General features: G+C 42.4%; 12 protein-coding genes. 6 read left to right on the plus strand and 6 right to left on the minus strand.

The window, feature by feature from the left end:
• Positions 1-44: 44 nt before the first annotated feature.
• From AN214_RS04455 to AN214_RS04470, 4 genes are all read left to right on the plus strand, one after another.
• Positions 45-629: a TetR/AcrR family transcriptional regulator gene (locus AN214_RS04455; RefSeq protein ID WP_054978589.1), complete on the plus strand. Its 585-nt coding sequence runs from the start codon at positions 45-47 to the stop codon at positions 627-629.
• Positions 630-828: 199 nt separating this feature from the next.
• A complete protein-coding gene (locus AN214_RS04460; protein WP_054978590.1) occupies positions 829-1,953 on the plus strand; it encodes an efflux RND transporter periplasmic adaptor subunit in 1,125 nt (374 codons plus the stop codon).
• A gap of 7 nt (positions 1,954-1,960) precedes the next feature.
• Complete coding sequence (locus tag AN214_RS04465) at positions 1,961-5,290, plus strand: efflux RND transporter permease subunit (RefSeq protein WP_054978591.1); 3,330 nt, start codon at positions 1,961-1,963, stop codon at positions 5,288-5,290.
• Between the two features lie 141 nt (positions 5,291-5,431).
• Positions 5,432-6,280 carry an HDOD domain-containing protein gene (locus AN214_RS04470; protein ID WP_054978592.1) on the plus strand — a complete coding sequence of 283 codons (849 nt, stop codon included), beginning with the start codon at positions 5,432-5,434 and terminating at the stop codon, positions 6,278-6,280.
• Between the two features lie 87 nt (positions 6,281-6,367).
• Here AN214_RS04470 and lysS read toward each other — a convergent pair whose 3' ends face one another.
• The 5 genes from lysS to xerD all read right to left on the minus strand — a co-directional run bounded on the left by lysS (position 6,368) and on the right by xerD (position 12,663).
• Positions 6,368-7,909: a lysine--tRNA ligase gene (gene lysS, locus AN214_RS04475; RefSeq protein ID WP_054978593.1), complete on the minus strand. Its 1,542-nt coding sequence runs from the start codon at positions 7,907-7,909 to the stop codon at positions 6,368-6,370.
• 28 nt (positions 7,910-7,937) lie between these two features.
• A protein-coding gene (gene prfB, locus AN214_RS04480; RefSeq protein ID WP_152960705.1) for a peptide chain release factor 2 occupies positions 7,938-9,036 on the minus strand; the annotation gives its coding sequence in 2 pieces (ribosomal slippage) (positions 7,938-8,960 and positions 8,962-9,036; 1,098 coding nt in all).
• A 120-nt stretch (positions 9,037-9,156) separates the two neighbouring features.
• Positions 9,157-10,881: a single-stranded-DNA-specific exonuclease RecJ gene (recJ, locus tag AN214_RS04485; RefSeq protein WP_054978595.1), complete on the minus strand. Its 1,725-nt coding sequence runs from the start codon at positions 10,879-10,881 to the stop codon at positions 9,157-9,159.
• 66 nt (positions 10,882-10,947) lie between these two features.
• Complete coding sequence (dsbC, locus tag AN214_RS04490) at positions 10,948-11,679, minus strand: bifunctional protein-disulfide isomerase/oxidoreductase DsbC (protein ID WP_054978596.1); 732 nt, start codon at positions 11,677-11,679, stop codon at positions 10,948-10,950.
• A 78-nt stretch (positions 11,680-11,757) separates the two neighbouring features.
• A complete protein-coding gene (gene xerD / locus AN214_RS04495; RefSeq protein WP_054978597.1) occupies positions 11,758-12,663 on the minus strand; it encodes a site-specific tyrosine recombinase XerD in 906 nt (301 codons plus the stop codon).
• A gap of 73 nt (positions 12,664-12,736) precedes the next feature.
• Between xerD and fldB the strand changes: the two genes are divergently transcribed.
• Positions 12,737-13,258 carry a flavodoxin FldB gene (gene fldB / locus AN214_RS04500; RefSeq protein ID WP_054978598.1) on the plus strand — a complete coding sequence of 174 codons (522 nt, stop codon included), beginning with the start codon at positions 12,737-12,739 and terminating at the stop codon, positions 13,256-13,258.
• A gap of 9 nt (positions 13,259-13,267) precedes the next feature.
• On the opposite strand, the gene AN214_RS04505 is transcribed toward fldB, so the two are convergent.
• Positions 13,268-13,972 carry a tRNA1(Val) (adenine(37)-N6)-methyltransferase gene (locus AN214_RS04505; protein ID WP_054978599.1) on the minus strand — a complete coding sequence of 235 codons (705 nt, stop codon included), beginning with the start codon at positions 13,970-13,972 and terminating at the stop codon, positions 13,268-13,270.
• A 76-nt stretch (positions 13,973-14,048) separates the two neighbouring features.
• Here AN214_RS04505 and srmB point away from each other — a divergent pair, with 76 nt between their 5' ends.
• A complete protein-coding gene (gene srmB, locus AN214_RS04510; RefSeq protein ID WP_054978600.1) occupies positions 14,049-15,278 on the plus strand; it encodes an ATP-dependent RNA helicase SrmB in 1,230 nt (409 codons plus the stop codon).
• Positions 15,279-15,299 lie beyond the last annotated feature (21 nt).

Consider the following 15,299-nt stretch of genomic DNA (forward strand, 5'->3'; position numbering starts at 1 on the left):
CTAATAATACCCACAAAGTGTGTACGTAAATATTAACCCGAATTATGAATAAGCCCGATACCAAAGAAGCGATATTGGCGGCAGGTCATGCGCTGATCATCGAAAAAAGTTACAACGGATGTGGCTTAAAAGAAATCCTTGATAAAGCCGGAGTGCCAAAAGGTTCATTTTATCATTACTTTAAGTCAAAAGAAGATTTTGGCCTTGCCCTCATTGAGCGTGCCCAAGACCAAAGCCATGACTTTATGCGTGAATACTTGCGTGATCGAAAATTCTCACCACTGCAGCGCATTCATAACTGGTTTAAACGCATTCAGCAATTTCATGAAGAAGATGGTATTGACTGTGAGTGTTTAGTACCCAAGTTGATTTTGGAACAATCTCAACTCAGTGAAAATATGCGCGGTGGCATAAAATGCGCGCAAGACTTAGTTCACAGCATGATGGCGCAAACCATTCGCGAAGCGCAACAAGAAGGCGAAGTAAACAAAAACCTCGACCCACATAAAATCGCTGCATTTCTGTTTAATGCCAGCCATGGCGCAGCAATACAAATGCAAGTAGAGCGTTCAACTGAGCCATACGACAACTTTGTTGAAATTATTTTCGAATCGATTTTAGTGCCTTAATTGGCACTTTTTGTTTGTCTGTCAAAACTCCACTAGACCACTTGGTCTAGAAAATAATTTTTAAATATAAATAACAATTTCATAAGTTTACCCAAATAATCCAATCTAAAATTACTATTCAGCCTAAATTCATCTTGCAACAACTGCCAAATTGAATGACAATTCACTAGACGACTGGTCTACTCAATTGGAAATTACAATGACATCTCCACTTTCTTTTAAATATATCGCAGCAACATTGAGCTTGTTGTTGCTGGTTTTCAACGCAAATGCGCAAGTCGTTCGCTTTAGTGAAGCAAGCGAAGCGCAATTGCAACCACGTAAACGTGTTGTCGGCACGTTAAAAGCATTCAATCAAGCTAATGTCGCTTCAGTAGAATCAGGTAAAGTAGTTAAAGTACTGGTTAATGAAGGTGATGTTGTTGTAGCAGGTGATGTGCTGGCAATACTCGACACACGCCGATTAGACGCAGAAAAGCAGCGTTTACAAGCTGAGAAAATGCTAGCAGATGCCAACCTTGCACTGGCAAAAGCTGAATTTACGCAAGCAGAAGAAGACTACCTTGCTTATAAACAATCAGCGCAAAAAAGCGCCGTATCAAAGCAGCGTTTAAATCAAAGTAAAACCCTCACTATTGCGAATCAAGCACGTGTTATCGCTGCAACACAAGCGATAAAAGCACTGTCAGCACAATTAAACGCATTGCAGGTGCGTATTGATGACATGTCAATTCGCGCGCCATTTGATGGTCAAGTAACTAATCGTTTAGCTGAACTAGGTCAATGGTTAGGCAGTGGCGATCATGCATTTACTTTAACCTCTCTCAATAAATTAGAAGCTTGGTTAGATGTGCCAGAACGCTTTGCATTTTTAGCGGGTCAAGCACCAAGCGAAATTGCCTTGCAGATTGGCGATGAGCTAGTTCAAGCTGGCAATATTAAAGTACTTAATAGCGTTGATGAACGCGCCCGTACTTTTCGCGTGATTGGTCAAGTAAATGGCAAGGGTTTAATGCCAGGCATGTCGGTAAGCGCTTGGTTGCCAGAAGGTAAACCTCGCACCACGCTTATTGTGCCAAAAGATGCATTGGTGAATCGTGGTGGTAATTACTTAGTTTATAAAGTAGTACTGCAAGGCGACAAGCAAATTGCACAACCAATTTCAGTTAACGTGCAGTTTCATCAAGGCGACAAGGTGGCAGTGTATGCACCACAACTTGCACCAACCGACAAAGTTATCACTGAAGGCAACGAGCGTCTAATGCCAGGCCCTGTTGTTGCGGTAGCAGATACCTCTAACGGCAATCAACAACATTTAAAGTAGGCACGTTATGAAGATTGTAGAAAGCGCGGTTAAACAACCTATTAGCGTAATCGTTGCTGTAATTTTATCGGTACTGGCGGGCGTACTTGCCTTTACCCAAGTACCCGTTCAAATGACCCCATCAGTTGATTCAGTAGTCGTCAGCGTGCGTACCTTTTGGGAAAACGCAAGCCCTGAAGAAATTGAATCGGACGTGGTGATTGAGCAGGAAAAAGTACTATCCGATGTAAACGGACTAATTTCTTTAACCAGTATCAGCCAAACCTCTGCCGCTCAATTGCGTTTAGAGTTCGAAACTGGCACCGATATTAAACAAGCACAAGCAGAAGTAGTACAAAAGCTTAACGAAGTACCCGCCTACCCAATGGGTGTATCGGAACCGACCGTTGAAGGCGTTGATCCTATGTCGGTGGATTACATCGCATGGGTGGGCCTTGCAGCAACTGATCCGAGTTTCGATAACACGACTTTGTATGATTTTATGGAGCGTCGATTACGTCCGCGCCTTGAAAACATCAAAGGTATTTCCAAGGTAGGAATTTTAGGTGCCCGTGAACAAGAGCTGCAAATTCAAATTGACCCAGTAAAACTGGCCAATTTTGGTATTACCTACAGCCAACTAGTAGACGCGATACAAATTACCAACACCAATTACTCTGGTGGTCGTTTGCCCGATGGTAAAAATGATATTCGCGTGCGCGCAATGGGTCGCTTTACCGATGCGGCAACCATTGAAAATATCGTTATTCGCAAAGACAACCGTGGCCCGGTTTATGTTAAAGACATCGCAACAGTAAAACTCGATTACAAAGATATGCGTGATTGGGTGCGTGCCCGTGGCGTTAAAATGCCATTTTTCAACTTTCAGCTGGCGCATGGTGCTAACTTACTTGAAACCATGAACTCGCTAAAAGCGGAAATTGCTGAACTTAATAAACCGGACGGTATGCTTGAGCAACACGCTAAGAAGCTAGGTGTAAGTGGTACTTTTGAGCTTGTTACTACGTGGGACTCATCAAGCTATGTTGAAAACGCCATTGATTTAGTACAAAGCAATATTATGGTCGGTGGTTTACTTGCCGTAATTACGCTACTGCTATTTTTACGCTCACTGCGCACCATTGGTGTTATCGCTATCGCAATTCCAATTTCAGTGATTGCGTCTGTGGTAATTTTGGTTGCCCTGGGCCGTTCAATTAACATTGTATCCCTTGCGGGCATGGCATTCGCGGTCGGTATGGTGGTTGATAACGCCATTGTGGTAATCGAAAATATTTTCCGCCATTTAGAGATGGGCAAAAAGCCGCTTAAAGCCAGTGTTGAGGGTACGCAGGAAGTTGCGGGTGCAGTATTTGCGTCAACCATGACAACGCTCGTTGTATTTGTGCCAATTTTAACCATTGCCGATAGCGCGGGGCAGCTTTTTCGCGATATATCACTTGCCATCATGGCAGCAGTCTTTATTAGTTTTGTCGTATCTGTCTTAGTTATTCCGGTAGCGGGCGCTTACTTTTTACGTGCGCGCAGTGAGTCAAAACAAGTAAAATTGAGAACAGGTAAACTGGCTGAATTAGAGAAAAAAGCAGCGAAGTTACCAAACAAAATTGGCGCCTTGTTTATCGCAATTTCGAGCACAACAAAACGTAAAGTTACCGTTGTAACTAGCTTTGCAGTCGTAACACTTGTGGGTATTGCACTGCTTATTCCACCGCTTGATTACTTACCAAAAGGTAACCGTAATTTTGCTTTCGGTTTTATGGTACCGCCGCCGGGTTATAACCTTGATCAAGTATCAGAAATCGGTAATCGCATCGAAAAAGTGATACGCCCAGCTTGGGAGGTCACCGGTGATAAATTCCATGCAGAAACTGTTATTCGTGGTGGTGAGCCAGATTTAACGCAAAGTACACCTGATATTCAATTAATGGATGGCAGCACCATTAAAGCGCCTGAAATTGACCACTACTTTTTGGTTGCGATGGACGGTCAAATCCTCCATGGCATGATCCCAAAAGAAGCGGATAAAACCATTGATGCGGTAGATTTTCTAAACCAAACATTAATGGGCGTAAACGCACCCGATGTAATTGGCTTTGCTTTCCAGTTCCCACTTTTTAATACGGGTGGTACAACGGGTAGCGCAATTCAAATCGACTTAGTTGGTGACGATTTGGTGCAAATTACTAATGGCGCAACGGCGTTACTGTTTAAGTTAATTGGTAATTATGGTCCTTATGCAACCATTCCAGAACCCGCTAACTTTTTATTGCCAACACCAGAGCTTTCAATTAAACCGCTAGATGAGCGTTTAGCAGAGCTCAACATGACACGTCGTGATTTAGGACTCGCTGTGCAAGCAAACGGTGATGGCATTATTATGATGAACAGTTTTGCGGTTGGCGGTGAATTAAAAGATCTTAAGATTGTAACCAACGCACAGCAAGGTGATTTTCCAATTGATGCACTAATGCAAGCGCCATTGGCTACACCGCAAAGTCAAGTGGTTGATTTACAGTCTCTTGCGCTTGTTGAACGCACGCAAACGGTTGACCAAATTAAGCACGTTTCACGTCAGCGCGCGGTAACCTTACAGTTTACACCGCCTGCTGGCATGCCACTTGAGCAAGCTATCGCCTCTGTTAACAGTATGGTTGAAGAGTTACGCGGTGCGGGTGCGATTTCACCGGCTGTTGAAGTTAACCTAGCTGGTAGTGCTGGTAAACTGGCTGACCTTAAAAAGTCGCTGTTAGGCGATGGTAGTTTGTTTGGCACCTTGAGTTCGAGCCTATTTTTGGCAATGTTTGTAGTGTATCTGGTAATGGTTATTTTATTCCAAAACTGGAAATACCCATTAGTAATTATGGTAAGTGTACCGCTTGCAACACTAGGTGGCTTTATGGGCCTTGCTGCTGTGCACTGGGCAAGTGTGTTTGACCGTTATACGCCAATTCAAAACCTTGATGTGTTAACCTTATTGGGCTTTGTAATTTTGGCGGGTGTGGTTGTAAACAACGCAATCTTAATTGTGCACCAAGCGCTTAACAACTTGAAGTACAAAGGATTAAGTGCACAACTGGCAATTAAAGAGTCGGTTGAAAGCCGTGTTCGCCCCATTATGATGTCAACGCTTACCTCGGTTGGCGGCATGCTACCACTGGTGTTAATGCCAGGTGCGGGTAGTGAGCTATATCGTGGTTTAGGTGGTGTTGTGGTTGGTGGCTTAGTGGTTTCAACAATATTCACTTTGATTTTAGTGCCAGTCATATTAAGCTTCTTACTTAAGGATTCTGATATTAAACAAAATTCAGAAGACACCGATTTAAGGACAGCCGCTTAGATATGGAAATCTAAATTGATGACTGACCAAAAATCCCAGCACTTGCTGGGATTTTTTATGCCTAAATAACACACACTATTGCAACAGCTCGACAATCTTTGTCTATAGTAATTAAGTGGCTTGTTAAAAATAAGCGAACTAATGATTGAAATAGATAACAAAATACTGAGCGATGTTGCAACTGGTTTCACCATTCCAGCTAAGCCTGATATTTTGCAAGCATTGCAAGATGAGCTAAACCACGAGCCTGAACTTTATCGCGTTGCAGACATTATTGCTGCTGACGTGGCAACATCAGCTGCCGTACTCAAAATTATAAACAGCCCCTACTACGGCCTTGCCAGAACAATAAGTGATATCCGCCAAGCTGTAATGTTTTTAGGTCTTGAGAACATTACCAGCTTAGTGACTGGCTATTTACTTAAACAAGCCTATGACCAAAGTAAATGCTCGTTACCATTAAATCGTTTTTGGGATAACGCCAACGACATCGCTAATGTGTCGTGCATTATTGCACAACATTTAAAATCGCCCTTACCACCCGAAAATTTACACTTAATTGGTTTGTTTCACGATGCGGGTACACCCGCGATGGCAATTCGCTTTGAAGGCTACACCCATTTACTGCAAGAGCACCGTGAAAATGACAGCAACCCGTTAATACATAAAGAAGAAAAGAAATACAAAACCAATCACGCGGTTGTTGGCTACTACTTAGCCACGAGTTGGAACTTACCTAAACAAATTTGCCAAATAATTCTGCAACATCACAGTAATGATTTTTTTAATGCCTCAAACGATAAATTTGAGCGCAGTTGCTTTGCTTGTTTACGCTTGGCTGAAAACCTAGTGCATGTCGCTAGGCACTTTCGCCCTGAACCTCAATGGCACGCAATAGAACAGCGAGTATTAGACACCTTACAACTCGATGAAGATGACTTTCAAGACCTGAAAGAAGATGTAGAAGAGTATTTAATTTCATCGCATTAATAATAACTAACAAATTCAACAGGATTTACAGCCCCTTGAAAACAAAAAACCCAGCACGTGTGGCTGGGTTTTTTTATAAGATGTTGCTTAGTCCGCTTGCGGGCGCATATGCGGGAATAAGATTACATCTTTAATGGTTGGTGAGTCAGTGAATAGCATTACTAGACGGTCGATACCAATACCTTCACCTGCTGTTGGCGGTAAGCCATATTCAAGTGCTTGGATATAGTCATCGTCAAAGTGCATTGCTTCATCATCACCGGCATCTTTTTCTTCAACCTGACGTGCAAAGCGCGCTGCTTGATCTTCTGCATCGTTAAGCTCAGAGAAACCATTTGCTAATTCACGGTCGCCTACGAAGAATTCGAAACGGTCAGTGATAAATGGATTTTCATCGTTACGACGTGCAAGTGGCGACACTTCCCACGGGTACTCTGTGATGAAAGTTGGCTGAATTAGTTTGTGTTCAGCTGTTTCTTCGAAGATCTCACATAAGAACTTACCTGCACCCCATACGCACTTTTCAGGTACTTTAACGTGTACTTTCTTCGCGTAAGCAACTAACTCATCAAAGTGGTTTTCTGGATCTTTGAAGATATGCGCAATTTCTGCTGCATCTGGACCAAACTTGATGATGGCATCAGCCATTGATAAACGCTCGAACTTGCTACCGAAGTCATATTCGATTGTTTCAACAACTTCACCTTCAGCGTTTTTAACTGTGTTGATAACCGTTGTTGTACCTAGTACATCTTGTGCAACGGTACGTAACATGTCTTCAGTTAAGTTCATTAGGTCGTTGTAGTCAGCGTACGCTTGGTAGAATTCGATCATCGTGAATTCTGGGTTGTGACGCGTTGAAAGACCTTCGTTACGGAAGTTACGGTTAATTTCAAATACGCGGTCAAAACCACCTACAACTAAACGCTTAAGGTAAAGCTCTGGTGCGATACGTAAGTACATGTCGATGTCTAACGCATTATGGTGCGTTACGAATGGACGCGCCGTTGCACCACCAGGAATAACCTGAAGCATTGGCGTTTCAACTTCCATAAAGTCACGTTCAGCTAAGAAACGACGAATACCTTCAATCACTTTTGAGCGAATGCGGAAAGTCTCACGAGTATCCATGTTAGTAATCAGGTCAACATAACGCTGACGGTACTTCGCTTCTTGGTCTGTTAAACCGTGGAACTTCTCTGGTAATGGACGTAGTGACTTAGTTAGTAGCTCGTACTGAACCATATCTACATAAAGGTCGCCTTTACCTGATTTATGAAGCGGACCCGATACACCGATGATGTCACCGATATCAAGTTGGCCATATTTTTCTTTTAAATCTTTTTGTACGTCTTTAGACGCATACGCCTGAATACGACCTTTCATATCTTGTAATACAAGGAAAGGACCACGTTTTGCTAAAATACGGCCGGCTACTGAAACTTGGTGGTCTAACTCGACTAACTCTTCCTTCGATTTATCACCAAACTTAGCTTGTAGATCTGCTGTGTAATTTTCACGGCGGAAAGTATTCGGGTGACCATTAGCTGAGCAATTCTCACGAATCGCATCTAGCTTGGCACGACGCTCTGCAATCAATTTATTTTCGTCTTGAATTTGATCTGTCATGTTATAGCTCTAAGTTGCTTGGTTTAAATTAAAGGCCAGATTTCAGGCTGGCTTCGATAAACTTATCTAAATCGCCATCTAATACGGCTTGAGTATTGCGGTTTTCAACCCCAGTACGTAAATCTTTGATACGAGAATCATCGAGTACGTACGAACGAATTTGGCTACCCCAGCCAATATCCGATTTTGCATCTTCTTGTGACTGCTTTTCAGCATTCTGTTTATGCATTTCAAGCTCAAACAATTTTGCTTTTAATTGCTTCATCGCCTGTGCTTTGTTTTTGTGTTGCGAACGGTCATTCTGACACTGTACTACCGTGTTGGTTGGTAAGTGAGTAATACGTACCGCAGATTCTGTACGGTTAACGTGCTGACCACCCGCACCCGATGCACGATACACGTCGATACGTAAATCGGCTGGGTTAATATCAATTTCAATATTGTCATCCACTTCTGGATAAACAAACGCCGAAGCAAATGAGGTATGACGACGACCTGTTGAATCAAATGGGCTTTTACGCACTAAACGGTGAACACCTGTTTCAGTGCGTAGCCAACCATAAGCGTACTCACCTGATACGCGTACCGTAGCACCTTTAATACCAGCAACATCACCATCGGTCGCTTCAACGATTTCCGCTTTAAAGCCTTTTGCTTCAGCCCAACGTAAATACATACGCAGCAGCATGTTACACCAGTCTTGTGCTTCAGTACCGCCCGAACCTGACTGTAAGTCGATATAGGCATCGTTACCATCTTGCTCACCAGAGAACATACGACGGAACTCGAGCTTATCAAGTTGTGTCATTAAGTCTTCAAGCTCAGACTCTGCTTCTGCAAAGGTGTCTTCGTCTTCGGCTTCAACAGCCAGTTCAACTAAACCTTCAACGTCTTCAGCGCCTTGCTCAAGATTTTCAATAGTTTCAACAATTGCTTCTAGGCTTGATTTTTCACGGCCTAATGCCTGTGCTTTTTCAGGCTCATTCCATACTGCTGAATCTTCTAATTCGGCATTAACTTCTTCTAACCGCTCTTTCTTAAGAGGGTAGTCAAAGATACCCCCTAAGTTGGTCGGTACGTTCGCGAATTTCCTTGATTTGGTTAATCACAGGATTCACTTCAAACATCACATCACTCCAACAGGTGTTTTGCCCGAATTCTTGGCAATAATCAAAGGCGGGAATTTTAGCAAAAAAAAATGGTTTTGATTAGATTCAAAACCATTTTTTCGCATAAATATTTCTTATCTATGCCAATTGTATTTCGCTAACCAGTAATTGCAGCGAAAACTTGCCTCTAAACTCATTAATATCAAGCTGATAGGCTAAACGCACTTTTTCGGCTGCGGTATTTGGCCACGCCCTTAAATCAACATTAAAGGCAATCGCGTCCACATCTAAGCCCGACGCATGTCGTAATACTAATTTTAAATGTTTTTCGCCCACCATACGCTGTTGAATAACATAAAAAACATCGTCAAATAGCGGCTCAGGAAAGCTTTGGCCAAAAGGCCCTGCTTGCTTCAGTTGGTTGGCGAAATTCAAGTTAAAACAATCAGCTGGCAAATTACCATCAGTTAATAGCACCGCGTGTTTATCTTCTTCGGCTAGCGTGTTTGCTACCGCGTCTGTGTAAATTTGCTTAAAGCGCGCAAAGTCGCTTTCTAAAATTGATAAACCCGCCGCCATTGCGTGACCGCCAAATTTTAAAATTAAATCGGGGTGTTTTGTTGAAATCGACTCCAATAAATCACGCATATGCAACCCCGGAATCGAGCGACAACTGCCTTTAATTTCGCCATTTTCACCCTGGGCAAAAATGACTGTGGGACGGTGATATTGCTCTTTTAAACGCCCCGCCAAAATACCAATAACACCTTGATGCCAATCATCTTGATATAAACATACCGCATCAGGAATTTCTTTCGCTTGTGACACCAAACGCTCTAGCACTGCGTTGGCTTCTACTTGCATGCCTTGTTCGATTTCGCGACGCTCTTGATTAAGCCCATCAAGCTCTGCGGCAATACGCCTTGCTTGATTGCCATCGCAGCTCAGTAAACACGCGATACCTAAACTCATGTCATCTAAGCGCCCTGCCGCATTAAGCCTTGGTGCAATAGCAAAGCCAAAGTCACTGGCTTGCAGGCGATAACTATTTCGGTTGGCAACCTCAATCAAAGCTAAAATTCCGGGGCGAGTACGACCTGCGCGAATGCGTGCCAAACCTTGGTATACCAAAGTCCGATTATTAGCATCAAGCGGCACTACATCGGCTACCGTACCCAGTGCAACAATATCCAAAAGACTCGCCAAATTAGGTTGCGCTAAGCCGGAGTTTTCAAAATAGTTTTGCTCTCGCAACGTGTGACGAAGTGCCACCAGCAAGTAAAACGCAACACCGCATCCCGCCAATGCTTTTGATGGAAACTGACAATCAAAGCGGTTTGGATTAACAATTGCATCAGCGTTAGGAAGCTGCTCACCTTGCAAGTGATGATCGGTAACAATCACTTGAATGCCAGCTTGCTTACAAATTTCAACTCCCTGCAAGCACGAAATGCCGTTATCAACTGTGATGAGAATATCCGGTTTAATTTGCACTACTTGTTCTGCAAGTTGCGGGCTTAAGCCATAGCCTAAGTTAAAACGGTTTGGCACTAGGTAATCAACATTTTGAAAGCCAAACATTGGCAGGCCTTCCATTAACACCGCGGTACTGGTTGCACCATCAGCATCAAAGTCACCGACAATTAAAATTTTGGCGTGGTTTTGCAGCCCATTAATTAAGATATTTGCTGCAACATCAATGTCTTTCAACAAGCGAAAATCAAGTAACGACGCCGCGCCATTATCAAGTTCAGTATTGTTTTTAATGCCACGAGAAGCATAAATTTGTTTAATGACAGGATGAAGCGAGGCGTCTAAATGACTGTCGTCAACGCGTGCACGTGTTTGAATAGTTTTTTGCATGAACCGTTTTTTAATAATCTCAGACTAAAAAGGGCCTTAACGGCCCTAATTCGATTAAAGGTTATCTTAACCTTTTTTGCTATCAAGAATTTGCTTTAACTGGGCAGCTGGCTGGTAACCTGGAATAAGCGTGCCATCTTCTAAAATGATTGCTGGCGTACCCGTAATACCAAAGCTTTGACCCATTTCAAACTGCTCTTTTACCGGTGCATCACAGGCTGCTACGTCTACTACGTCATCACCTGCTTTTGCATCAGTAAGTGCTTTAGCCGCATCTTTTGCACACCAAATATCTTGTAAATCGTCATAACCTTTACTTGGAATACCTGCACGCGGATACGCTAGGTATTGCACCGTAATGCCTGCATCTAAGTAATCATCCAGCTCGCGGTGTAATTTACGACAGTAACCACAGGTAATATCGGTGAAAATAGTGACCTTATATTTTTCATCTTTTGCAGGGTAAACAATCATTGAATCAGCAAACTGCTTAACGCCTTCTACACGCAAATTACCAAGTGCAACTTCCGTTAAATTTTCTTTATTTTCTAAATCAAGTAACGTACCTTGCAGTAAGTATTTACCGTCTGCCGTGCTATATAACACGCCACGATTGGTTAATACTTCATACAAACCTTTTACAGGTGTTTCTGCTACACCACTTGCTTGTAGACCGATTTTTTCAAATTCCGCAATGATTTTCGCTTCGATTGGATCAACACTCGCTGCTGCGACACCATTTGCTGAAATATTAAATGCCGCACTCAACAAAGCAGCTGCGATTGCTAGTTTTTTCATTTGCTATCTCTTTTTTAAATACTGGGGCTTATAAATATTTAGACCGTACTAAGCCACATAAAATTCCGTATTTTGTCATCAAGCTCTTGGATGATGCGTCTGATGAATGGATTTTAACCTTTCTTTTGCTACATGAGTATAAATCTGTGTGGTCGATAAGTCACTATGGCCTAACATCATTTGTACAACACGTAAATCAGCACCATGATTGATCAAATGTGTGGCAAATGCATGACGCAAGGTGTGTGGCGATAATTCCGTTTGAATATTTGCAACTAATGCATAGTGTTTTATGCGATGCCAAAAGGTTTGCCGCGTCATACCAATACCGCGTTTTGACGGAAAAACAAAATCAGTCGCGTGTTTAATTAATTGCGGGCGTGCCAACTTAATAAACGCTTCAATGTACTCAAGCGCCACTTCCCCCATTGGTACTAAGCGCTCTTTATTACCTTTACCTTTTACAAATACCACAGCTTGGCGCAAATTAATTTGCTCCATGCGCAGGCCAACTAATTCACTTACGCGAAGCCCTGTTGCATACAACAGTTCAAGCATAGCTTTATCTCTTAGCTCAATGGGCTCTTCGAGATTAGGCGTATCAAGTAAAGCTTCAACTTCTTGTTCCGTTAGCGTTTTAGGTAATGACTGACCGAGCTTTGGCTGCTCAATATGGGCAAGCGGTGAACTGGAGAGTTTTTTTAAACCAATGAAATACAAATAAAAGCGTTTTAACGCACTTTGCGCACGCGCGGTACTTCGCGCTGAAAACCCGTTATCTCGACGATAGGCTAAATAATCGAGAATAATGCTTTCATCAACATCAAAAAGCGGTGTTTTCGCAATAAAAATCGCAAATTTATTTAAGTCACTACGATAAGCCGCCAAGGTATTTTCACTTAAACCTTGCTCAAGCCAAAGGGCATCTAAAAACTGCTCTATCTGTTGGCTATTCTCAACACTTGGGGTTTGTTTTTCTGTCAATGTATTAATAACACATAGGTTAAGGTAAACTAGCGCCTATCATATCAAGCTCTCGGCAACGCACAAATTTAATATGAAAATTGGTTTATTTTTTGGCTCTACAACCTGTTACACCGAAATGGCTGCAGAAAAAATTCAGCAAATTATCGGTGAAGACATCATTTCACTTCACAATATTAAAGACGAGCCACTGAAAAACGCTGAAGAATTCGATTTCTTAATATTTGGTATTTCTACTTGGGACTTTGGCGAGTTACAAGAAGATTGGGAATCAATTTGGGACGATATTGAGTCGGTTAACCTAAGCGGTAAAACCATTGCCCTTTTTGGCATGGGCGATCAGCAAGGCTATGGCCAATGGTTTCAAGATGCATTAGGCATGCTGCACGACAAAATTAAACCACAAGGCGTGACCTTTTTAGGCTACTGGCCTAATTCAGATGATTACGAGTTTGAAGCATCAAAAGCATTAACCGAAGATGGCACACAATTTGTTGGCTTGGCACTTGATGAAGACAGCCAATACGAGAAAAGTGATGAGCGCATTGCTACTTGGGTTGAACAAGTGATGACAGAATACGCTGAAACGCTCTAGCTTCTTTCCTCAAAAGTTCAAATAGAAATCACGGCACAGTTGTTTATACGCTGTGCTGTACTCCCCACTCTCAGCATGAATAATCAATTCTTCTTCAACTAGCGTTTGCAACTCATCATTATGCGCTAAACACAACAATACGCGTTTTGCTGCTTTCTTTTTACTAGTAAATACCCACAGCTTTTTTGTAATTTTCAAATTAGCGTTATCTGCGGCATTTTCAAATCGGCTTAACTCGGTTGTTGGTAATACCACACAAAATCGTCCCTTTTCGCTTAATAAACTCGCCGCTTTAGCACATAAGCTATCAAATGATAAACTATCCGTATGGCGCGCCGTCATCCGCTGTGCATTGTCACTTTTAAGTGAGTCATTAAAAAATGGCGGGTTTGACACTATCAAATCAAATGTTGTATTAGCTTGAAATTTTTTGATATCACCTTGCCACACGTTTAAATCCGTCCAAGGCGACGCTGAAATATTTTCTTTGGCTTGATTGTACGCTGCCAAATCAATTTCAACGGCTGTGATCGCTAAACTGGGCGCACGCTGCTTAAGCATCAAAGCAATTAGCCCCGTACCTGTGCCAATATCTAATGCTGTTTTTGCACCTTCAAGGGGTGCCCAAGCGCCCAACAAAATACCATCAGTGCCAACTTTCATCGCACATTTATCGTGGTTAATATGAAACTGCTTAAAAGTAAAACCCGACATTGCGGTAAAATGCCCTCTGCCCTATTGCCTGAATCGGTGTATAATACAGCTAATTTTCCTTTATGTTTATTTCCTTATGCACTTTGCTGACCTAGATCTTGATCCCAAATTATTAAACGCCATTGAAAAAATGGGTTTTGATAAACCGACTAGCATTCAATCGCTCGCAATTCCTGCAGCGATGAAAGGTCGCGATATTTTAGCAAGTTCACCAACCGGTACTGGTAAAACCGCTGCGTTTTTACTTGGTTCAATGCAATACTTGATTGATTTCCCAAGACGTAATCCTGGTTTTGCGCGCGTACTTATAATGACACCAACACGTGAACTCGCCTATCAAGTGTATGAACAAGCAAATGCCCTCGCTGCGCAAACTCACCTTAAAATTGGTGTGGTAACAGGTGGTATTAACTACGGTAGCCATAAAGAAATTTTTGAAAAAAATAACGACATTCTGATTGCTACGCCTGGTCGTTTAATGGATTACTTAAATTCAGAAAACTTCCACGCAGAAGATGTTGAAGTACTTATTCTTGATGAAGCCGACCGCATGTTAGATATGGGTTTTCGGAAAGAAATGCTACGCATTTGCGATGAAGCAAAAAACCGTAAACAGTGCTTTTTATTCTCAGCCACACTAGAGGGTGACAGCGTTGAGCTATTCGCAGAGCGCATTCTAAATGATCCTGCACTTTTAGAAGCAACGCCATCACGCCGTGAAAAAGGTAAAATCCACCAATGGGTGCATTTATCAGATAACCGCGAACATAAAGTGGAACAACTTGAAGCGATTTTAAAATCGGAAGAAGTTGAAAAGGCCATTGTATTTGTTAAAACACGTGAACGGTTAGAGCAGCTGGTTGGCGAGTTATTCGCGAAAGACATTAAAACTACCTGGCTGCGTGGTGAAATGCCTCAGGATAAACGTTTAGCCGCACTGAAAAGTTTTGATACAGGCCGTACAAACGTATTGATTGCGACTGACGTTGCCGCGCGTGGTATCGATGTAGCTGATATTAGCCACGTAATTAACTTTGATATGCCGCGCACCGCCGATATTTACGTTCACCGCATTGGCCGTACAGGCCGCGCTGGTAAAAAAGGCACAGCGATTTCATTTATCGAAGCACATGATGTAGAAATTTTGGCAAAAGTTGAGCGCTATACTGAGCAAAAACTTAAGCGTCGCACGATTAAAGGGTTAGAGCCAAAACACAAAGAAGCAAAATTACCGGCGAAAAAGAAAAAAGACCCAGAAAAAATAAAGGCGAAAAAGAAAGCCAAGAAAAAAGCGAAAAAGAAATAAAAAAGCGGTGTTATCACCGCT

This window comes from Pseudoalteromonas sp. P1-9, from assembly GCF_001399975.1.
Taxonomy (GTDB): domain Bacteria; phylum Pseudomonadota; class Gammaproteobacteria; order Enterobacterales; family Alteromonadaceae; genus Pseudoalteromonas.

Coding starts and splice junctions, on each gene's coding strand:
- recJ (WP_054978595.1), bottom strand. CDS start 10,881: ATGCAAAAAACTATTCAAACACGTGCACGCGTTGACGACAGTCATTTA.
- lysS (WP_054978593.1), bottom strand. CDS start 7,909: ATGACAGATCAAATTCAAGACGAAAATAAATTGATTGCAGAGCGTCGT.
- srmB (WP_054978600.1), top strand. CDS start 14,049: ATGCACTTTGCTGACCTAGATCTTGATCCCAAATTATTAAACGCCATT.
- AN214_RS04455 (WP_054978589.1), top strand. CDS start 45: ATGAATAAGCCCGATACCAAAGAAGCGATATTGGCGGCAGGTCATGCG.
- AN214_RS04470 (WP_054978592.1), top strand. CDS start 5,432: ATGATTGAAATAGATAACAAAATACTGAGCGATGTTGCAACTGGTTTC.
- fldB (WP_054978598.1), top strand. CDS start 12,737: ATGAAAATTGGTTTATTTTTTGGCTCTACAACCTGTTACACCGAAATG.
- AN214_RS04505 (WP_054978599.1), bottom strand. CDS start 13,972: ATGTCGGGTTTTACTTTTAAGCAGTTTCATATTAACCACGATAAATGT.
- dsbC (WP_054978596.1), bottom strand. CDS start 11,679: ATGAAAAAACTAGCAATCGCAGCTGCTTTGTTGAGTGCGGCATTTAAT.
- AN214_RS04465 (WP_054978591.1), top strand. CDS start 1,961: ATGAAGATTGTAGAAAGCGCGGTTAAACAACCTATTAGCGTAATCGTT.
- AN214_RS04460 (WP_054978590.1), top strand. CDS start 829: ATGACATCTCCACTTTCTTTTAAATATATCGCAGCAACATTGAGCTTG.